The following is a 20,286-nucleotide window of genomic DNA, read 5'->3' on the forward strand; positions in this document are numbered from 1 at the left end:
CGTCGTCGGGGAAACCACGAGACCATGAACGAAACCGAGGACCCCGGCACGGAATCCCCCGAGATCGCCGAGTGGGCGAGCAGCGCGATTCCCTCGACCGGCGAACAACTGGACGAAGACGAACTGGCCGCCGACCCGCTCGAAGAGGGCATGGATCCGCCCGACCACTGGTCGGCCGCGGACCGGTACGCCACTACGCCGCGGGAGCAGCGCGAGGGCGAACCGATGGAGCGCCGGCTGGCCGAGGAAGAGCCCGATATCGTGCCGGAGGGTCAGCGTTCGGCCGGCGGACCCGACGCGCAGCCCGGCGCCGGGCGGCCCTGACCGGCTCGGGGTGGTCCGCGCTCAGTGCCGCGTCCACGTGGGCTGCGCGAAATCCGCGACCCGGGCCGCCTTCGGTTCGCTGCCCAGCAGCACCACTTCGCGGAACTGCCAGAGCAGCGCGCCGGTGGGGGCGTGGATCGTCATATTCGGGCCCAAGCGCATCTGCAACAGGCCGGGCTCACCCGGCGGGGCGTCGACCGCCGGGGCGCCGTCGTGCATCCGGGCCGAGTCCGGCAGCACCCAGCGCGGGGTGTCGTCGGCGGCCAGCCGGTCGCAGGAGGCCCGGTGCACCGAATGGACTTCGTCGGCGTTCGGGTTCAGACGCGTGATATCCGACAGCGTCGCCACGAGGGGAGTGATGGCGAATCCGGAACTGGCCGGAAAATCGTCGAGCGTGCCGAGCACATCCTCGGGGACGGTCGTCAGTCCGAGCTCTTCGTGTAGTTCGCGCAGGGCGGCCTGCTGTGTGGTCTCGCCCGGCTCGACGCGGCCGCCGGGCAAGGCCCACTGTCCGGCATTGCGGCCGCGATAGGCACGCTTGATGACCAGCACCGACAGTGATCCGCCGGTATCGACCACGCACAGCACCACGGCGGCCCTGCGCAACCCGTCGGTATCGGGTACCGCGATCCGCGGGAACACCGCCAGCCGGGCCCGGGCGAGGGTGCGGAAATCGTGCAGATTGTCGGGGACCCGCGGTCCCGGGTCTGTTCCCATACATTCGATCATGCACCATCGGCTCGCACCCGCCGGGCGGTGGGCGCGGCGGTCACATCCGCCGCATCACCGAGACGACCTTGCCCAGTACCACCGCGTGGTCGCCGTCGATCACCGGGTAGGCAGGGTTGCGCGGTTCGAGGTACACATGCCCGGCGCGGCGGCGGAACACCTTGACCGTCGCCTCTCCGTCCAGCATCGCGGCGACGATCTCCCCGGTCTGTGCGTCGGGCTGGCGGCGCACTACCACGATATCGCCGTCGCAGATGGCCGCGTCCACCATCGAATCGCCGCGCACCCGCAACCCGAACACGGTCCCGCGGCCCACGAGTTCCCGTGGCAGCGTGAGCACATCGTCGGTGTGCTCGTCGGCCAGGATCGGCGTACCCGCCGCGATATCGCCGACGACGGGGACCGCGACGGCGTCTCGGGCCGGTTCCGGCTCGGCTCCGGCGTTCAGGAACAGCCGCACATCCATCGGCCGGGAGACGCCGTCACCGCGGCGCAGGAACCCCTTCTCCTCCAGGCTCTTCAGATGCTTCGACACCGAGGACGAGGAGCGCAGCCCGACGGCGTCACCGAGCTGGCGGGTATTCGGCGGGTAACCGTGCCGCACCACCCAGTCCCGTATCGCCGCGAGGATGCGGCGCTGGCGTTCCGGCAGGGTCGAGGTGTCGAGGTGGTCGTATTCGGTCACCGCGACATCGTATGACCAGGCGTGACAGCCGCTTACGGGGTATCCGTCCTTGCCGTCCTCGCCAGGGGTGCGGGGCCGGCCGGGCTGCGGGGGCCGCCGGACTGCCGGACCGTGGTGCTGCCGGACTGTCGGGCCACGGGATCGCCGACGGGGGCGCCGGGTCACGGGGCCGGGCTCAGCGCGCCGTGTAGGGCCGCGCCGCGCGGGCGGTGCGCAGCGCCTCACCCCACCAGACGAGCCGGTCGAGCAGCGTGGTGGCCGCGGTATCGGCACCGGCGCCGGGTGTCAGCGCGCCGGTGTCGTCCCGCTGCCCCCAGGGGTTGTGGAAACTGACGGTGTCGCGGACGGTGACGGCGTGTAGTTCGGCGAACACCGTGCGCAGGTGCTCGGTCGCGCGCAGGCCCCCCGAGATACCGCCGTAGCTCACGAAACCCACGGGTTTGGCCTGCCATTCCGCGTGGTGCAGGTCGATGAAGTTCTTCAGGGTACCGGGATAGCTGTGGTTGTACTCCGGCGTGATCACGACGAAGGCGTCGGCGGCCGCGAGTGTCTCCCGCGTCCCGGCGATCCCGGCGGCGGGCACGCCGAAGGTGTGCGGTAGTTCGGTGTCGGCGATATCGACGGTCATGGGTGCCAGGTCGGCGCGCAGCGAGGCCCTGGTCAGGAACCAGTCGCCGACGGCGGGTGCGAAGCGGCCGTCGCGACTGCTACCGATGATGACCGCGACGCGCAGGGGTGTGCCGGTGCCGACGATATCCATATTTCCTCCAGGGGGCGTACCGGGCGGCGGGTGTGCCGCTCCGGACACCACTCTGAATCCTCAACTATTGTTCATGTCAAGGCGGAATCCCGGCCCGCTGTGACAGACCTCCGCCGGCGGGTATGCCGACGATAGAACGTGGCGCATCACGGAACGGTTGCGCGAGCTCTACACTGGCGCGGTCGGCGAGCCGACGTTCTAGGCTGGTACCGGACGGCGTATGCCCTGGGACGAGGGAGCACATGGATATCGCGGAGGCGCCACAGCCGGTGTACCGGCGGGCCCGCTTTGCCGATCTCGAGGCTATCGCGGCCATCGAGGCGGAGGTGTTCGGCGAACCGTACCTGTACCTGATGCTGCGCCAGCTCTACGATCTGCACGGCTCGGAATGGCTGGTCGCCGAGGTCGCGGGCACCGTCATCGGGTACGCGCTCACCCTGGAGAAGTCCGGACGGGCGCTGCTGTTCACCTTCGCCGTGGCCAAGCGATACCAGGGCGCCGGTTTCGGGTGCGCGCTGCTCAACCAGACCCTGCGCGTATGCCGGGAACTGGGCACCGCCACGGTGTACCTCACGGTCCGGCCCGATAACCATCCCGCCGGAAACCTGTTCAAACAGGCCGGTTTCGAGTTCGTCGAACACGACGATCGCTACTTCGGGCCCGGGGAGCCGCGCGACCTCTACGAATTCCGGCTCCATCCCTGAACGCTAAACTGGTTCGTATGGGCGAGATCTCGCCGTTCGTGGCATCGGTCTCCACCCGGATCGCCAGGCACGCAGCGGCTTACACCGCCGAGCTGGATGCCGACGCGCACCCCGAGCGGATGTCACTGGACACCTTCGCCGTGCACGTCGAAGCCGTCCTCGACGATTACGATCCGCCCAGCGCGCGCCGGCGGCACTCCGACACGCTGGTCTTCCCGCACCTCTACGGCGCGGCCCGCGATCCGCGTCCCGACGAGGAGGGCTGGCGGGTGCCCAGCGCGGTACCGGCCGCGCTGATGGCCGCCGAGGTCGAGTTCCGCGGTCCGCTGCGCCTCAGCGCCCGGCAGAACACGCTGCTGGCCGAGGAGTACGAGACGATCGGGGCGCACCTGTCGGAGGTGGGCCTGTCCACCCACGCGGCCCTGGCATTCCGCCGCGCCATGGCGCTGTACCGGGTGAACGAGGACGACGAAGCCGAGGACCGCTGCGGGCTGCAACTGGCGCGTGCGAACACCCGCGGACTACCGCACGGGTTGCGGCGCTGGGCCGGACAGGGCTCCTACCTCCTGTGTGGCCACGGGTACCGGCCCTCCTGGCTGCTGGGCTGGGTGATCCTGCAGATGCTGGTATTCACCGGGGTGGCCCTGCTGCTGGGCGGGCAGGCGGTCGACGACACGATTTACATGGGCGTCACCGGTTTCCTGAATCCGCCGGGTCCCGGGGATACGCAGGACCTGCCCCGCGCCGTGCGGACGCTCTTCGTCGTCGAGGCGTGGACCGGCGCGGTATCCATGTCGGTGTTCTTCGCGCTACTGGTCCGGAAATGGTTCCGGATGTAGCCGGGACGAAAGGTGCGCGCGGATCACCATTCCGCGTCGAAGATCTTGTGCCGCAATGCCGACAGCGTGGCGACCGCGATATTGTCCCGTAACCGGCCCACCAGCGTATTCCACTGCCGGGAGAATCCGGGATCATTCTGCAGATCCTTCCACAGCGCGCGCAGTACCGGCGGTGTATGCGCGCCCGGCATCCACAGCCCGGCCAGATGTTCGAGAGCAGGCGCGAGGATATCGATCCGTTCGCGGCTGTGCGGGGCGAACCGGTCGGCTTCGTCGAGCACGTCGGCCAGCACCGTCAGCAGCCAATCGTGCGCGGCCAGGTCTTCGCAGAACCGTTGTGCCGCCTCCAGATCGGTTTCGTCGCGCACGATCAGCCGCACCGAGCGGACGGTGTCGTCGTCCAGGTGCAGGGTCGCGGCCGGACCGCTGCTGCCGCCGACCCGGGCCGTCCAGCGCAGCCTGGTCGTCCCGGCCTGCACCGGTGGGTTCTGGTCCAACCGGGAATCGGCGCGGACCCGGGCCAGCAACCGTTCGCTGATCGACGCCAGGTCCAGCGGGGCCGTCCCCGGCAGTGGGTCGGCGGCGAGATAGCCGTCGGCCAGGACGTTCCCGGCCGCCATCCGCTCGGGAATCCGGGTGACGACCTCGGTGACGCCCTTCTGGCTGATGTAGTGGGACCAGGTCTGGCGGCGGCGTTCCGCGGCCCGCACCACCCGGGTGCGTGCCGAGGACTGCAAGACCCGCCCGCCGGCCAGCGCGAGGCCGGTGGCCACGGTTCCTACGATCCGGGCGGGCTGCTCGCCCAGCCGGAGATCGCAATCGACCCCCACCGCCGTGGTCGGGGACAGGCCCAGCGTGCCCGGTCGCTCCCGCCACCGGACGCCGCAGCCGGGGAGCAGGGCCAGCAGTTCCCCGGCCTCGGCCCGGGTCAGCGCCGTGGCCGACGGCAGCAGGCAGGTGCGTACCTCACCGAGGACGACCAGGGGCGCGGTCGCGGCCATCTCAGGACCCGTCGAGTAGCAGGTGGGACAGCCGTTCGCTGATCTTGCGCGAGACCACCACGTCCTCGGCCGCGCCCGTCGCGACAACCTGTGCGAGCACGTCCTCGTCCAGGTCGAGATGGTCGAGTACCAGCCGTACCGCGTGTTCGATACCGAGATAGCGTTTGGGCAGCATCGACAGGGTCTGGTACGCCGCGAACGGCGCCGCGTCGGGCGTGAGCTGCACGACCGGCGGTACCTCGTGCCAGCGGCGTGGCCACGGCTCCTCGGTCCACTGCTGCGGATCCACCACGGCGGCACCGTGATACCGCAGCATGCCCAGCCGCAGCAGATGCCAGACCGCGGCCAAGAAGGGGCAGGACCAGCGGGTCACCGCGGTGCCGTCGACGAGCTCGGTGCTCCACAACTGCACGTCCAGGAAGATGGAATGCTCGCGGCGGCCGAACTCCTCGGGCGGTTCGTAGGTGCGTCCGCGCATGGCCTGTGCCGGTTCGTGTTCGGAGGACCGGCGTCCATTGCACAGCCACCCGGATTGCGCGGTCGGCGGCCGGCGCCCGGTATCGGGCGGCGCCGGTTCGGCCACGATCCGCGCGGCCACCATCTCGGCCACCGGTATCGGCTCGCCCAGCGGGACCCCGTCCATGAACTGCGAGGTCTGCCAGCAGCCCGATTCGCGGGCCAGATAGTCGATGGTGAGCCCGGCCGCGTCGGCAGCGGTGAGCAGTTTGCCGAGGACTTCCGCCGGATCGGTATCGGGCTGGAAGTAGTCGTCGATCAGGTAGCAGGTGCTGACCCGGACGTCCGGGCCGAACCGGACGCGGGCGGATTCGGTGAACGCGGCCACCAGCGGCACGATCCGGCGGAACTCCGCCTTCACTCGCTCGAGATCGCCGAGGAGGTCGTTGAGATAGAAGTGCCCGACCTCGATCGACAGATGCGAGAGCGGAACCGAGGCGACCCAGGGCTGTTCGGTGGCCTCGGTGTAGACCTGCCTGTCCCGCATCTAGAGTCTCTCCCAGCTGGCGACATCCATGAGGCGCCGCGCGAGTTCGGTGTAGGCTTGCGCCGTCTCGTGGTTGGCGATATGGGCGTTGACATCGCTGTCGAGGATCAGCTGCTCCCGCCACTGCAATACCGGTTCCATCGGCGTGGCGCCCAGGACCGCGGTTGTGCCCAGCCGGTTGGCGGTGGCCAGCCGGCGCAGCGCGACATCCTGTTCCTGTAGCCATGCCGCCTGTGCCGCGCGCTGGGCGGTGAGATGCGAGTTTGCGGCGGGTACGGCGGTACGGATATAGCGGGTGGAGCCGAGCAGTTCCTCGGGATCGTGCCCGCAGGCCGCGCCGGTCTGCAGCAGCCCGTGCGGACCGTGGACCAGCCCGGCCGCCGCCAGGATGTGCTGACGGGTCCAGCGGTGGAAGATCAGCCAGCGCGCCGTCCGGCGGCGCAACTGTGGGAGCGCGCTAGCCTGCAGCGCGATCTCCAGCGCGACCGACCGGCCCGCACTCAGATCGACGATCACCACCCGGAACTCCTGTTCCAGCGCCACCAGCAGTTCGGCGCAACGGGTCACCACCGCGTCGTCGGCGGTGAGGAATTCGGCGCCGCCCTCGTCGCCCGGGAACAGGACCAGCCGTCCGGAGCGGGGGGCGACCCTTTTGAGTTCGGAGCGATCGGTAGCGGTGCCGACATCGACGCGGGCGGCCGTCCCGGTCTGCCCGAGGAGATAGGAGTGCACACCGCCATCGGCGATGCCCCGTTCGACCGTGCCGATCTCGAACAGCGCTCCGGCGGTCGGTGACCCGAAATCGAAATCCACATAGGCGACATTGCGGCCCGACATACACAGCCGGTACGCGATATTGCAGCTGGTCACCGAACGTCCGGTGCCGCCCTTGTCGGAGGTGGAGAATACGAGCACCCAATCCCCCTCAGCGCGTCGCGTCCTGGCGCGCGTACGCCAGTTCGTCGAGCTGGATCAGTGCGTGGGTGGCCAGACTGTAGGCGGTACCCGGCCGCTCGTGCAGCACCCCGCGGGCCCGGTCCAGTGACTGCCGGATGCGGTTCACCGCCACCTGTTTCGGGGTCGGATCATCGCCTTCGACCTCGAGCTCCTCCTGGTTGAGCAGATGTTCGGCCTCGCTCAGCAGGTCGACGGCGCGGGCAACCATGGTCGCGGGGGCCAGCGGTGGTTCACGGAAGGTGTCGTAGGCGATCACCAGGCATTCCATCACGCGTTCGGTGACGAACCAGGACGGGCCGGCGGGGACCGAGAGTTCCGGGCCGAGCAGCGCGGTCGGATCGTCCCACAGGCCGGCCGCCGGGCCCTCACGCTGGATACGCCCGTCGAGATGATCCATCGCCGCCTCGGCGAGTGCCATCAGCTGATCCCGGGTGTCGACATCGGTGCGCAGGCGCGCCGCCTGCAGGCAGCGTTTGAGCATCATGGTCACGAAATCCGGGACATACCATTCGAGAACGCTTCCGCCGCCGATGTCCTCGCTACCGGCCAAGCCCAACCGGACACCCGGATAGTGCAGGACCGCGGCCGCGTCCCCGGCGGTGAGGCGGCTGGTGATCCGGCCCCGGCGGGCCAGCTGATCGAATACCGCCACCGTCCGGGCCAGATCCTCGGTGCTGTCCCGGTAGACCAGATCCTGGATGAGGATGGCGGTGACGGTGAGACTGAAGTAGTCCGATTCCTCGCCGTCGGAGGTGCGCCAGGGAATATCCTCCAGCGGCCAGCGGCCGCCGCCGAACCGGGCCACCGTGGACCAGTAGTTGCGGGCCAGTTCGAACCGCAGCTGCAAAGCGTCGGCGAGGTTGCGCTGCTCATCGGTCAGCAGGTCCAGCTCCCGGATGCGCTGGGACGACAGATCGATGATGCCGTCGAGGGCGACGGCCGTGAAGTACAGATAGGGGCGGGGTTCGGCGTGCCCGGCCGCGTGGCCGACATCGGCGGGGACGAACTCGATGGGCTCGGCGGTACGCACGATGCCCCAGCCCCACCCGCATTCGAAGAGCCGCTCGTCGTCGGCGACATCCACCTCGGCGGTCTGGCTGAGCCGAACCTCGTTGGCCGCCTGGACCCGCAGCCGCTCCAGCCGTGCCGACAGGCGCCGGATCACCTCGTCGGCGGGGGCGTGATTCTGGTTGATCATGTGCAGGATCGCCTGCCCGGCCTCGGACTTCGGCTCGGGCGTGTGGATGACGAAACTGCGCACGAGACCGGCCATCGCGGCGGTGAGCCGGACCCCGACCGCGTCGATCACCAGCGGAATGCGTTCGCTCAACTGCCGGGCCTCGCGCCGCACCTCACCGCCGACGAAACGCTGGAATCCGCGCAGGAAGCGCAGTGCCGCGATACACAGGCTCAGCGACATGGAATAGGAGTCGACGATCCCCAGCGCGAGCTGTTCGTCGGTGAGCGGGCGGTCACCGGCCGTGCGCAGGTAGGATCCCGCGGCGAAGACCGGTTCCCCGGCGGGGCCGGTGTAGCGCTGCAGATAGTCCTCGAGCAGGCCGACCAGGGCACCGCCGATGCGGGTCTCCTCGCCGAAGGGGTCCAGTGCCCGCCGGGCGTCGGCCGCCATATCATCAGGCTGGTCCAGGGCGAAGGCCTCGAGCTCTGTCGCCGGGTACAGCAGGCACAGCAACTGTTCGGCGTCGCTGATCGAATTGCTGCCGTCGCGGCCGCCCCAGGTCCAGGTGCCGCCCCGGTAGGACCAGGCGAGCACGGCCCGCCACAGGTCCAGCAGCTGTTGCCGCGGCCTAATTCTCATATCCCGTATCCTCGCCCCCGCGTTCGATCGGCGCGTCGAACGGCGTCACCTAGAGTGTGCCCCGAATTTGTTCGCCGGGACAACTATTCGGTCGGTTCCGTGTTTGCCGTGAGATAGCTTGCGCGGCAATCGCTTACAACAGATTCGGTTCGCGCCCGCAACTGCGCATGTGGGAAGTCGCGTCGGTGCCCACCCCGGCGGCGGCGGTGGCGGCGATCGCGCCGGCTCATGGTCGTCCCGAGTGGCGAGGGGCTTTCGGCGCCGCCACCGCGATCGTCGTCACTCGGCAGCGCCCAGGGCCCTCACCGGGCTTCTCTCGGGCGCCGCGCGGTAGGGCGTTCGTGGTGTCGGCCGTGGCCGCCGATGGCGGTCGGCCCGGTGCGTGACCATGATCGGCTCAGCCGCGGCCCGGGCCCCGTCCTGCGCCGGTCGGGGAAAGGGGCGGACCGGTGACCCCGGTCGACGCGCGAACGACAAGAGCCGGCTCCAGCGCTACGGAATTGGGTTCATTACCGTTCAGTGCCTGTTCCAGGAGTCGGAATGCCGTTCGGCCCATCTCCACCATAGGAGACCGGACGGTGGTGAGTGGCACGGGGAGATTCTCGGCCAGCGGCGTGTCGTTGTAACCGACTATCGCCACATCGTCGGGAACCCGGAGGCCGCGATCGCGCAGGCCGCCTATCGCGCCGATGGCGGCGAAGTCATTGGTGGCGAAGATCGCGGACGGCACCGTTCCGTGTTCGAGAATTCGCTCCACGCCGACTCGTCCGGCAGCGGCGTCGAATCCGGTTCGAACGAGACGATGGTCGGGAAGTGTCAGGCCGTGTTCGTGCAGGCCGGTGCGAAACCCATCGACGCGTAGGTTCGCGGTCGACGCGAACGTCGGCCCGGCGATCACAGCGACGTCGCGGAATCCGAGGCGGGCGAGGTGAACGGCGACGAGATGGCCGCCGTATTCGTCGTCTGCGAAGGCACCGGGGTAGGAATTCGATGTTCGTGAGGTCAGGACGAAGGGGACCCGGTCGGAGGCGAGCTGGCGCAGCACCGGATCGTCGACCCGTGAATCGGCGAGGATGAGCCCGTCCACCCGGCGGTCGAGCAGCCGGTTTATGCGTGATTGCCGCTGTGTGGGGTCGTCGAGGGAGTTCGTGACGAATGCGGCGTATCCGTGCTCGGATGCGGCCTCGTCGATACCTTCGAAGACGGTGGCGAGAACGTAGTCCTGGAGCCTGGGCACCACCACGCCGACCTGGAGGGTGCGGGCTGTGCGCAGGCTCGCCGCGTGGGGGTTGCGTCGGTAGCCGAGCTCGGAAGCACAGGCGAGAATGCGCTGTACCGTATCGGCGCCCGCCCATTTCTCACGCTCTTCCGATGGGCTGTTGATGACCCGTGACGCGGTCGAAACATCTACTCCCGCAGCGGAAGCCACTGCTCGCAGTGTCGGGGCGTTGCGCTTGCCCACTACCCGGCCCTCCTGTCCTCATACGCCCGAGTACTCATCTCGCCATTGACCCTACCCGAACGTTTGTGTAAAGATGTGACCCACGCTACCCAATCGTTTGTGTATGGAAGGCCCGATGTTATGGAACTCGCTGCGCGCGCGGGAACGGCAGTCCGGCTCTCGGCCGGACAGGAACTCGTGGTGACGAACACGCATGGCCAGCAGGTGGTCGACACCTGGGCACTCTCCCCGGAGGACCCGACGCGGTTTCTATCGGCCTCTCACACCTGGATGCGCCACGGCCGATTGACGATCAGGGCCGGCGACGACCTGGTGGACAACGCCCGCCGCCCCATGTTGTCGATGCTCGAGGATTCGAGCCCGGGCGATCACGATATGCTCATCCCGAGTTGCGACCTGGCGCGCTATCGGCAACTCGGCGTACAGGGCTACCACGACAATTGCCACGACAACTTCTTCGAAGCGCTCGCGGTCACCGGCCTCGCGGTACCCCCGTTCGTTCCGCAGCCGCTGAACCTCTTCATGCGGGTCCCGATCGCCCCGGATGGCGCGATCTCGATCGATTCACCGCTCGCACGCGCGGGTGACCATGTTCGGTTCAAGGCGCTCGAGGATGTCGTGGTGGTGCTCTCAGCGTGCCCGCAAGACCTGGCGCCGACAAACGGAGAAGGACGGACACCCACAGGTATCGCCTACGAGGTCGACAGGCCACGCGCATGAGCTCGATGATCTCCATCGATCACCTCGACGCCGCCGCGCGATTCGCGATGCTTTCGTGGACCATCGCGCCCCGGCCGATCGCGTGGATCACCTCGGTGAGTGCCTCCCGGGAGAACAATCTCGCGCCGTTCAGCTTCTTTACGATAGCCTCCACCGATCCCTTGGTTCTTGTGGTCGCCATCGAACCGCGGCCGGACGGCAGCCCCAAGGACACGCTCAGCAACATTCTGGCCACACGGCAGTTCGTCGTGCAGATCGCGGAGACCGATCGTGTCGACGAGGTCGCCCGAAGTGGTGAAGACAGCCCACCCGAGTTCGATGAACTCGCTGCGCTGGACCTGCCGCTGAGTAAAGCAGCCCGGGTGCTGCCTCTCGTCATCGACGGTTGCGCCGCAGTCTTCGAATGCGAACTCGTCGACACTCGTTCCTTCGGCCGCGAAACATTGGTGTTCGGTGAAGTCGTCACCGCTCGAATCGCGGAGCGACTGATCACCGAGTCGGGAGATATCGACAAGAACAACGTCCGTCCGCTCGGCCGGATCGGAAGTACCTTCGCCGCGAGTACGCCGCTATCACGGCGATCCGCCGTAACGGCGCGCGCCGAAAGCTGAACTCAGCAGCCGAACGGCCTCACTGTAGAGGAGACGTCCTATGTCCGATACCGATGCGTCTTTCATCGACCGCGCCCCGCTTACCCGATTTCACCTGAAACTGACGGCTTTCTCGGCCGGTGGCCCACTACTCGACGGTTACATCGTCACGATCATCGGTCTCGCGCTGGTGACACTCGGTCCGGCGCTCGACCTCGATGCCACGGAGACGGGCCTCACCGCGGCATCAGCGCTCGCGGGCATCCTGGTCGGTGGTCTGGTGTTCGGCCGGCTGACCGACCGGATCGGTCGCAAGGTCATGTACATCGCGAACCTGGTCGCTTTGAGCGCTCTTTCGATCCTCAGTGCGTTCGTGGTCGAACCATGGCAACTCGTCGTGCTGCGCTTCGCACTGGGCGTGATGATCGGCGCCGACTATCCGATAGCGAGTTCGCTGCTCGCAGAGTTTGTTCCCACCCGGTATCGCGGCCGGCTGCTCGGGGCTCTCTTCGCCGCTTTCGGGGTGGGTGCAGCGCTCGCCGCCGGCGCCGGATGGGCCTTGTCGGCGCTCGGACCCGAAGCGTGGCGATGGATGCTCGCCTCGCCCGCAGTGATCGGTGTGGTGACCCTCGTACTCCGCCTCAATGCGCCGGAGTCGCCACGCTGGCTACTCGGCCGCGGCCGTCGCGCGGAGGCAGAGGAGATCGTCCGTGAGATCTGGGGACCGGATGCACGGGTGGATGAACTACATGAACCGGAAACGACACCGGCAGCACTGATGACCCGGCATTCTATTCGGCGAATAGCGTACGTGAGCGCATTCTTCATCGCGCACGTCGTCCCCCTGTTCGCCATCTACAGCTTCGGGCCGACGCTCTTGCACGATCTCGGAATCGGGACCGACTCACACTATCTTCCCGAGCTACTCATCGCGCTGTTGTTCGTCGTGGGAAGCGTGCCAGGACTGTGGCTGGTCGATCGGATCGGCCGAATACCTCTGCTCGTCGGCACCTTCGCGATCATGGCGCTCACATTCGGATTGATCGCGGTGTTCCCGGAGGCCCCGCCGGGTGTGCTGTTCACCGCGCTCGCGTTGTACGCGGTCGCGTCGGGGGCCTCGAACTTCATCGAGATCATCGTTCCCAACGAACTGTTCCCGACCTCGGTACGGGCCACCGCGACAGGGATCGTCGTGGCAATCAGCCGGATCGGCGCAGTGATCAGCACTTTCCTCCTCCCTGCCGTCCTGACCGGATTCGGCGTCGGCGCGGTGATGTGGTTCCTCGCTGCGGTCAACGCCGTCGGGCTCCTCGCGACGCTCATCCTCGGCGAGGAGACGATGGGGCGACCGCTCGGTGGTCTGGCCCGATCGGACGATCGTACCGGCGCCCGGCAGCGAGTGGTGTGATATGACCCGCCCACCCGTGCACGGCACACCGGAATGCGCGCTGGCGAAGGCGCAGCAGACGGAGAATGTTTTCCTACAGATGACCTACGCTCGTGCGGCCGACGGGGCGCAGGACCGCGGGGACGAGCGTCCACTCGCTGGTGTGCCGTTCGCGGTGAAGGATGTTTTCGACGTGCGCGGCACGCGCACCTCCGCAGCATCGCGGATCTTCGATCGGCGGCCGGTTGCCCGCCAGGACGCGGAAGTCGTACGTCGGCTCGCTGCGGCCGGTGCAGTCCTGATCGGCAAGACCACGATGAGCGAGCTCGCGTACTCGGGGCTGGGAGTCAACGAGCGGTTCGGGACACCGACGTTGAGACGGACCCGCCACGAATACGTGGTAGGTGGCTCCTCGTCGGGTTCGGCAGCGGCGGTCCATGCCGGAGTGGTGACGTTCGCTCTTGCAAGCGATACCTCGGGGTCCGGGCGGATTCCGGCGGCCTGGACGGGGGTGCCCGGATTCCGGCCCACCCTGGGCCGATACCCGAGCGACGGTATGACCCCCCTCGCACCGACACTGGACACGGTCGCGGTCATCGCCGCCGACCTCACGCACCTGGAGATCATCGACCGGATCCTGGCGGGTGAATCGGATATGGGCGTGGACCCGCGCCCCCCGGTCTTCGTGGTCCCACACGAAGAATATCTGGCGAGATGCGATCGCCGCGTCCTCGAACGATTCCATGCCGATATCGCTCGACTGCGCGGAAACGGGCACAGAATCGTGCAACGCAGGATCGAGGTCCTCGACACCGTCCACCAGCTCCATCGTCTTCATGTGCCGATCGTGGAGTCGGAGGCCTTCGCCGCATTCGGTGCATACCTCGAGCAGCCCGATCTGCTCTCCCCGCCGGTGCGGCGTCGGCTACAGCGCTCGCGCTTGCGTTTACGGGAGCAACGCTCCACCCTGCTCTACGAAGCCATGGTGTCGCTGCGGAAGCAGTTCGACCTGGAGTTGGCAAACGCAGTCTTGTTGACGCCGACCACCGAGATCGATGCACCCGCCTTCGCGGATATTCGCGCCTCTCCGGAGTTACACGACGAAATGAACGGCCGCGCACTGGCCCTGACGATGATGCTGAGCTATCTCGATGCGCCGAGCGTCGTCATCCCCACCGGCGCAGGCTCGGCCGAGCCACCCTCGAGCCTTCAGCTATCCGGCCGTTCCGGACAAGACCGGCGTGTATTGCATGCGGCGCAGTCGCTCACTCCGGCCTGATCCTGCCCCGACTCCAACTCTCAAAGGCGAAAAATGTCCCATCTCAAAGTCACCCCGCCACTCGACCCGCGATTACGCACGGTATCCGCGCGGGAGACTCGCATCGCCACCACGGTGTCGTTTATCGCGTGGACGATCGCGGTATACGACTTCATCCTCTTCGGAACACTGCTACCGAGAATTCAGGACGCCTTCGGTTGGGATACGAGCTTCGCTCTGCTCGTCTCAACGCTCGTGAGCATCGGAACAGGAATCATGGTGCTCGCCGTCGGTCCGCTCGTAGACCGATTCGGGCGCCGCAAAGGCATGATCATCTCCATCGGTGGCACCGCTGCCTCCTCGGCCGCGACCGCTGCGGTGAACGGGGTCGGCTCCCTTGTCGCCGTTCGCTCGATCAGTGGTGTCGGGCTTGCCGAGTCGTCGATCAACGCGACCTACCTGAACGAGATCTACGCACAGTCCGAGGATGAGCGTGTCCGCCGAAACAAGGGATTCGTGTACTCGTTCGTGCAGGCGGGATGGCCGGTCGGCGCGCTCGTCGCGGCCGCTTTCGTCGCGGGTGTGCAGGCGATTTGGGGCCCGGACAGCTGGCGGATCGCATTCCTGCTGGCCACGATTCCGGCGGTGCTGACGGCGTTGCTCTGCCGACGTCTGCGGGAGAGCCCCCAGTACGAGGACATGAGGCGCGCCCGCCAGGAGACGCGCGAGCGCACCGACGGGCAGACGACCCAGGTGCCGCAGCCCACCGGCCTCGCTCCGTCGGCGCGGTCACCGTTCGCGCGGATCTTCCAGCGGCGCCATATCCGCAACACCCTCTTTCTGTCCTTGGCGTGGATTTTCAACTACTTCGGGCTTCAGGTGTTCTCCGTACTGGGGACCACCGTGCTGGAGACCGGAAAGGGACTCGACGCATCGACAACCTTGCTTCTGGTCATCGCGTCGAATGTCGTCGGCGCCGCGGGGTATCTGTTCTTCGGCTGGATCGGCGACCGTTGGGGACGGCGACGCGTCATCGCCGCCGGTTGGAGCGCGTCCGGAGTCGCGTTCGCGGTGCTGATGCTGGGCCCGAGCAACCCGGTCTTCGTCCTCATCGCGTACATGGCCGGGCTCTTCCTCATGCTCGGTCCCTACGCCGCACTCATGTTCTTCCAGACCGAATGCTTCGATGCCGACTGCCGCGGAACGGGTAGCGCGTTCGCCTACTCCATGAGCCAGCCCGGAGCGATCATCGGCGGGTTGCTGCTGACCGGCCTCACCGCGCTGGCGCTTCCGTTGACCATCACGACTGTTCTGGTCGGTGCGGGAGGACTGCTCTTATCCGGTGCTCTCGTATTAGGGGCGCAGCCGCTGACACAGTCGTCACCGGAGGGCGGCGACTCGATTGCCGGTACCGGCATGCCGAACCCTGAAAACTCCGAACCCGTTACGGAAAAGGTGCACTGATATGAGTACTCCCCACTGGCTGCGCGGACATGCCGCGGCCGCGACGATCACATTCGACGTCGACGCCGAGACCCCCATTCTCGCCCAGGGTTCCGCTGTCGCCGCGCACGCCATGACGATGTCTCATCAAGCCTACGGACCCGATGTCGGGGTGCCGCGGCTGCTCGATATCCTCGACCAGGTCGGCATCCGGTCGACCTTCTTCGTACCGGGCTGGGTGGCCGAAACGCGCCCGGACCTGGCGCCGAGAATCGTCGACCGGGGCCATGAAGTCGCGCACCATTCCTACAGTCACCGGTCGGCGACAAGCCTTTCTCCTGGTGAAGAGCGGCAAGACTTCGAGCGAGCGTTCGATGTTTTCCAATCACAGGGCATCGAGTTGTCCGGCCATCGCGCGGCGATGTGGGAAGCCACGGAGCGCACACCCGGTTTGGTCCGCGAGTTCGGGCTTCTGTACGACTCCTCGCTCATGGGCGACGATAAGCCGTACCGGCTGGTCGATGCGGACGACCGCCCACTGGTCGAATTACCTGTGCACTGGTCCCTCGACGACTGGGAGCAGTACGCGTTTCTCCCCGAGCCCTCGATCGGCAGCGTGATCGAGTCGCCCGAGAAGGTTCTCGGCATGTGGAAATTGGAGATCGACGCCATGTGTGAGTTCGGGAGTCTGTTCAACCTCTGCTGCCATCCGTTTCTGAGCGGTCGACCGAGCCGTGCCGTCGCGCTGCGGACCTTGATCGAGTACGGCCTCGAACAGGGAGTACGCTTCGCGACCTGTCGTGAGATCGCTCTCGACGCCCTTGCTGATCCCCAGGTGCGCGAACTCGGCGACCGAGACATGATCATCGATACGTCTGCGTACCCTTTCCCCGCCCATGGCGACCGCGCTCGGCCTTTCGAGGATCCCGGCCGAAGCATCATCGAGTATCGACCATGAATCGCTCGGAGAATGGTGTGGGTCGCCGCCACATGTGGGCCCGTGGTACCCGAGGCCGGCACCCGGGGAGTCGAGTGCCCCGTCGACCCGCCGACCGGCTGCCGGATCCGGGCCGATGATGTAGGCATCGTGCGGGAGTTCAGGTCTGTCAGCAACTCGGTTCAGCAGAATTGTGGCGAGGCGCGCGGCGCCGATGAGGGGTGCCGCCGCCGCTACACGGACCTGCTCCGGCCGACGCAGCCGGGCACGAACTCGGCGGCACCGACCGGCCCCCGGCTGCTCGGAACCGCGCGCGTGCCGGTGTTTTCTCGCCGTGTCTACCGGTCCAGGGCTTCGGCCAGTTCGTTCTTGGTCATCTTGGAACGGCCTTTGATATTGCGGCTCTTGGCTTCGTTGTACAGCTGGTCCCGGGTCCGGCCTTTGGGCTGGTCGGTGCCCGAGCGCAGGCCGCCGCGCCGCTGCGGTGATATATCTCGGGTCGAGGTGCGGCTCGCGGTTTTCGTCTGCCCGGCCTGGGCGCGGTTCTTGTTGACCGTCCGCGCCCCGATTTCTTTCGCACGTTCGGTGCTCGCCCCGCGATCCTCGGCGGAATCCTTGATGTGCTCGTACTGCCGTTCCTGTTTGTCGGTCCATTCCTTCGGCATGACACACCTCCTGTCTGCCCGGCCGGGTACCCGCGTACAGCCGGGGCAATCAGCATGCGGTCGTCCGCGGGTCGTGGGCGTCCTACCCACGCCGAACGGCAGTATTCAGAGTATTTCGGAGATTCGGCGTGTCGGTGTCCCGATTACCGCCCGTCCGGCTCCTGGGTCAGCGCGGCATGGTGGTCCCGCATGGCGGAGGTCACCGCGGCGAGTACCCGGTGGGCGGCGGCGAGATCGGTGGTGGGCAGGGCGGCGAGCGCCGAGCGGGTGCGCCGGCCCAGCGGGTGGAAGAATTCGCCGGCCACCGACATGCCGTGGTCGGAGTAGTGCAGCAGCACCCGCCGGCGGTCGCCGGGATCGGTCTCGCGGTGGATATGGCCCGAGGCGATCATCCGTTCGACCAGGTAGGTGATGGCGGCCGGGGATAGGCCCATGAGTTCGCGTAGTTGTCCGGCAGTGAGCGGCCGGCTCTCCGCTTCGGCGGTGGCGATGTGCATGAGCGCACGGAAATCGGTGCTGCGCAGGGCGTGCGAATGGGCGAACAGATGCCCGATCTGCTCGGACACCGCGGTCAGCGCGCGGATATCGGTGGCGATCTCGGTTTCGGCGCGTGCCCGGGGTGTGCTGTCCGTCTCCGCCGGGGGTTCGTCTCTCACCTGCGCTGTCCTTTCCCTGATACCGCTCGCAAGAGTCTAGGTGCCGGCGGCGTCGGCCTTGCCGATTATTTCAGTTTCTGAAATAGTTGCCGCGTGAACGCCTGGGAACGCTTCGCCGCCGTGGTCACCGGCCGCCGCTCATGGGTCCTGCTGCTCGCCGTCCTCGCTGCCGCATGCGCGGTGATCGTGGGAGTCAGTGGAAACGACGACGCCGGTCAGGCGCCGACCTCGCTGCCGCAGGACTCCGAAGCCGCGCGGGTCGACGCCGCGGTGGCGCAGTTCCCCGGCGGCCGGGACGCGCCGGCGATCCTGGTGATCACCCGAACCGACGGCGCGGAACTGACCGATTCCGACCGTGCCGCCGCCACGAAGACGGTTCAGGAGGTCTCCGGTACCGCCGCGGACGCGCTCGTGGTCGCGCCGGACGGTAAGGCGGCACTGGGACGTGCGACGGTGTCCGCCGACCTGAACGGGGCGGACCTGGCCACCGAGATCGACCGGCTGCGCCAGGCGGCCGCGGACCAGGCCCCACCCGGCCTGACCGTGCAGATCACCGGCGGCCCGGCGTTCGGCGCCGATATCGCCGACTCCTTCGCCGGTGCGGACGTGACCCTGCTGGCCGTCACCGCGCTGGTGGTCGCGCTGCTGCTCATCGTCACCTACCGCTCACCGGTGCTGTGGCTGGTGCCGCTGCTGGTGATCGGCCTCGCCGATCGGACCGCCACGAGTATCGGCACCGCGCTCGCACGCGTCACCGACCTCTCCTTCGACGGCTCCACCGCCGGTATCACCAGCGTCCTGGTGTTCGGCGCGGGCACCAATTACGCGCTCCTGCTCGTTTCCCGCTATCGGGATGAACTGCATGGGCACAGCGATCACCGCGACGCGCTGCGCGAGGCCGTCCGTCGCGCCGGCCCGGCGATTCTCGCCAGCAATGTGACCGTGGTGCTGGCCCTGTGCACGCTGCTGCTCGCGACACTGCCCAATACGCGTTCGCTCGGCCTGATGGCGGCCGCCGGCCTGCTGGTCGCTGTGGTCTTCGTCCTGCTGGCGCTGCCGCCCGCCCTGGCCTTGTGCGGCCGGAAGATCTTCTGGCCCTTCGTGCCGCGCGCGAGTGCCGACGGTACCGCCGCACACGGCGTGTGGCATGGGATCGCCACCCGGGTGGTGGCCCGGCCCGTTGTGGTCGCCGGCGGGGCGATCGCGCTGCTGGTCGTGTGTGCGGCGGGTCTGACCGGCGCGAATATCGGACTGTCGCAGACCGAACAGTTCCGGGTGCGGGCCGAATCGGTGGACGGCCTGGACACCCTTGCCGCCCATTTCCCCTCGGGTGCTTCGGACCCGACCGTGGTGCTCACCCGGCACGACGCCGCCGCGGCGGTCCGTCCGGCGCTGGAGGCCGCCCCCGGTGTCTCCGCTGTGATGCCCGCGGGTGGTCACGAGGGGATGGACCGGTGGATGGTCACCCTCGAGGCCGCGCCCGAATCCGAGGCGGCCTATACGACGATCGAACAATTGCGCGGCACACTGGCCGGAATACCCGGCGCCGGGGCCATGGTGGGCGGGAGCGATGCGAAAGCGCTCGACACCCGCGACGCCGCTCGGCACGACCAGTCGCTGGTGATCCCGCTCATCCTGGTGGTGGTTTTCGCGGTGCTGCTCGTCCTGCTGCGTGCGCTGCCCGCCGCGGTCCTGCTGATCGGCGTCACCGTGCTGAGCGCCCTGGCCGCGCTGGGGCTGGGCAGTCTGGTGAGCACGTATCTCTTCGGTTTCCCCGCGCTGGATACGACGGTGCCGCTGTTCGCCTTCCTCTTCCTGGTGGCCCTCGGTATCGACTACACCATCTTCCTGGTGACCCGGGCCCGGGAGGAGACGCCCGGTCACGGCACCGTCGACGGTATGGTGCGCGCGGTCTCGGCGACCGGCGCGGTGATCACCAGCGCGGGAATCGTCCTGGCCGCGGTGTTCTGCGTCCTGGGTGTGCTGCCACTGATCACGCTCACCCAACTCGGCATCATTGTCGGCATCGGCATTGTGCTCGACACCTTCCTGGTGCGCACCGTCGTCATCCCCGCGCTGTTCGCTCTGGTCGGTCCGAAGGTGTGGTGGCCTAGTGGTTTCGGTGGCAACTCGCACCCCACGCCCGCGACCGATCGCGCGGAACACCGGCAGTAGCGGGGGAGCGGCCGCCGATAAGTGAGCCACCCCCGATCCACACCGTCTGATAGGTAAGGCTAACCTGAATCCTGTTTGTACGATTCAGAGGCAGGACGGTAGAGCGCATGGCATCGAATATGCAGCGTGCACGGCGGTGGAAGCGGAGCTTGCCGCCACGGCGCTGGATGGT

At 67.7% G+C, this 20,286-nt stretch carries 20 protein-coding genes; 10 read left to right on the forward strand and 10 right to left on the reverse strand.

Features of this window, described 5'->3' with window-relative positions; genetic code table 11:
- Positions 1-24 precede the first annotated feature (24 nt).
- On the forward strand, positions 25-324 hold the full coding sequence (locus tag ACQPYS_RS10490; protein ID WP_433492433.1) for a hypothetical protein: 300 nt from the start codon (positions 25-27) through the stop codon (positions 322-324).
- Between the two features lie 21 nt (positions 325-345).
- Here the strand turns inward: ACQPYS_RS10490 and ACQPYS_RS10495 are convergent, their stop codons facing one another.
- The 3 genes from ACQPYS_RS10495 to ACQPYS_RS10505 form a co-directional block, all read right to left on the reverse strand.
- Positions 346-1,041, reverse strand: coding sequence for an NUDIX hydrolase (locus ACQPYS_RS10495; protein ID WP_433492434.1), 696 nt, complete (start codon positions 1,039-1,041; stop codon positions 346-348).
- A gap of 52 nt (positions 1,042-1,093) precedes the next feature.
- Positions 1,094-1,738, reverse strand: a complete 645-nt coding sequence (gene lexA, locus ACQPYS_RS10500) for a transcriptional repressor LexA (protein WP_063036050.1) — start codon at positions 1,736-1,738, stop codon at positions 1,094-1,096.
- A gap of 175 nt (positions 1,739-1,913) precedes the next feature.
- Entirely contained in the window at positions 1,914-2,498 is a 585-nt protein-coding gene (locus tag ACQPYS_RS10505) for an NADPH-dependent FMN reductase (RefSeq protein ID WP_433492435.1), read from the reverse strand.
- Positions 2,499-2,740: 242 nt separating this feature from the next.
- On the opposite strand from ACQPYS_RS10505, the gene ACQPYS_RS10510 reads away from it, so the two are divergent.
- Both ACQPYS_RS10510 and ACQPYS_RS10515 read left to right on the forward strand, forming a co-directional pair.
- Entirely contained in the window at positions 2,741-3,202 is a 462-nt protein-coding gene (locus tag ACQPYS_RS10510) for a GNAT family N-acetyltransferase (RefSeq protein ID WP_433492436.1), read from the forward strand.
- A gap of 17 nt (positions 3,203-3,219) precedes the next feature.
- Positions 3,220-4,041, forward strand: coding sequence for a hypothetical protein (locus ACQPYS_RS10515; protein WP_433492437.1), 822 nt, complete (start codon positions 3,220-3,222; stop codon positions 4,039-4,041).
- A 23-nt stretch (positions 4,042-4,064) separates the two neighbouring features.
- Here ACQPYS_RS10515 and ACQPYS_RS10520 read toward each other — a convergent pair whose 3' ends face one another.
- The 5 genes from ACQPYS_RS10520 to ACQPYS_RS10540 form a co-directional block, all read right to left on the reverse strand.
- Positions 4,065-5,042 carry an SCO2521 family protein gene (locus ACQPYS_RS10520; protein WP_433492438.1) on the reverse strand — a complete coding sequence of 326 codons (978 nt, stop codon included), beginning with the start codon at positions 5,040-5,042 and terminating at the stop codon, positions 4,065-4,067.
- Position 5,043: 1 nt separating this feature from the next.
- On the reverse strand, positions 5,044-6,045 hold the full coding sequence (locus ACQPYS_RS10525; protein WP_433492439.1) for an SCO2522 family protein: 1,002 nt from the start codon (positions 6,043-6,045) through the stop codon (positions 5,044-5,046).
- On the reverse strand, positions 6,046-6,960 hold the full coding sequence (locus ACQPYS_RS10530; RefSeq protein ID WP_433492440.1) for an SCO2523 family variant P-loop protein: 915 nt from the start codon (positions 6,958-6,960) through the stop codon (positions 6,046-6,048).
- Positions 6,961-6,970: 10 nt separating this feature from the next.
- The gene (locus ACQPYS_RS10535; protein ID WP_433492441.1) at positions 6,971-8,821 is read right to left on the reverse strand and encodes an SCO2524 family protein; all 1,851 of its coding nucleotides are present in this window, start codon (positions 8,819-8,821) and stop codon (positions 6,971-6,973) included.
- A 397-nt stretch (positions 8,822-9,218) separates the two neighbouring features.
- The gene (locus ACQPYS_RS10540) at positions 9,219-10,250 is read right to left on the reverse strand and encodes a LacI family DNA-binding transcriptional regulator (protein ID WP_433492442.1); all 1,032 of its coding nucleotides are present in this window, start codon (positions 10,248-10,250) and stop codon (positions 9,219-9,221) included.
- 153 nt (positions 10,251-10,403) lie between these two features.
- Here ACQPYS_RS10540 and ACQPYS_RS10545 point away from each other — a divergent pair, with 153 nt between their 5' ends.
- The 6 genes from ACQPYS_RS10545 to ACQPYS_RS10570 are packed head-to-tail and all read left to right on the forward strand — an operon-like array spanning position 10,404 to position 16,639.
- On the forward strand, positions 10,404-11,003 hold the full coding sequence (locus ACQPYS_RS10545) for a DUF1989 domain-containing protein (protein WP_433492443.1): 600 nt from the start codon (positions 10,404-10,406) through the stop codon (positions 11,001-11,003).
- The gene (locus tag ACQPYS_RS10550) at positions 11,000-11,614 is read left to right on the forward strand and encodes a flavin reductase family protein (protein ID WP_433492444.1); all 615 of its coding nucleotides are present in this window, start codon (positions 11,000-11,002) and stop codon (positions 11,612-11,614) included. The genes ACQPYS_RS10545 and ACQPYS_RS10550 overlap by 4 nt, the downstream gene beginning before the upstream one ends.
- Positions 11,615-11,654: 40 nt before the next feature.
- Positions 11,655-13,001 carry an MFS transporter gene (locus ACQPYS_RS10555; protein WP_433492445.1) on the forward strand — a complete coding sequence of 449 codons (1,347 nt, stop codon included), beginning with the start codon at positions 11,655-11,657 and terminating at the stop codon, positions 12,999-13,001.
- Between the two features lies 1 nt (position 13,002).
- Positions 13,003-14,259, forward strand: a complete 1,257-nt coding sequence (locus tag ACQPYS_RS10560) for an amidase (RefSeq protein ID WP_433492446.1) — start codon at positions 13,003-13,005, stop codon at positions 14,257-14,259.
- A gap of 33 nt (positions 14,260-14,292) precedes the next feature.
- Positions 14,293-15,702 (forward strand): MFS transporter, encoded by a 1,410-nt coding sequence (locus ACQPYS_RS10565; RefSeq protein WP_433492447.1) that lies wholly within the window; start codon positions 14,293-14,295, stop codon positions 15,700-15,702.
- Position 15,703: 1 nt separating this feature from the next.
- Entirely contained in the window at positions 15,704-16,639 is a 936-nt protein-coding gene (locus tag ACQPYS_RS10570) for a polysaccharide deacetylase family protein (RefSeq protein ID WP_431941379.1), read from the forward strand.
- 317 nt (positions 16,640-16,956) lie between these two features.
- On the opposite strand, the gene ACQPYS_RS10575 is transcribed toward ACQPYS_RS10570, so the two are convergent.
- Both ACQPYS_RS10575 and ACQPYS_RS10580 read right to left on the reverse strand, forming a co-directional pair.
- Positions 16,957-17,283: a plasmid stabilization protein gene (locus tag ACQPYS_RS10575; protein WP_431941378.1), complete on the reverse strand. Its 327-nt coding sequence runs from the start codon at positions 17,281-17,283 to the stop codon at positions 16,957-16,959.
- A 143-nt stretch (positions 17,284-17,426) separates the two neighbouring features.
- The gene (locus ACQPYS_RS10580; protein ID WP_431941377.1) at positions 17,427-17,939 is read right to left on the reverse strand and encodes a MarR family winged helix-turn-helix transcriptional regulator; all 513 of its coding nucleotides are present in this window, start codon (positions 17,937-17,939) and stop codon (positions 17,427-17,429) included.
- Positions 17,940-18,032: 93 nt separating this feature from the next.
- Here ACQPYS_RS10580 and ACQPYS_RS10585 point away from each other — a divergent pair, with 93 nt between their 5' ends.
- The gene (locus tag ACQPYS_RS10585) at positions 18,033-20,114 is read left to right on the forward strand and encodes an MMPL family transporter (RefSeq protein ID WP_433492448.1); all 2,082 of its coding nucleotides are present in this window, start codon (positions 18,033-18,035) and stop codon (positions 20,112-20,114) included.
- Positions 20,115-20,286: the final 172 nt, after the last annotated feature.

Source organism: Nocardia grenadensis (assembly GCF_050942415.1).
GTDB classification, from domain to species: domain Bacteria; phylum Actinomycetota; class Actinomycetes; order Mycobacteriales; family Mycobacteriaceae; genus Nocardia; species Nocardia grenadensis.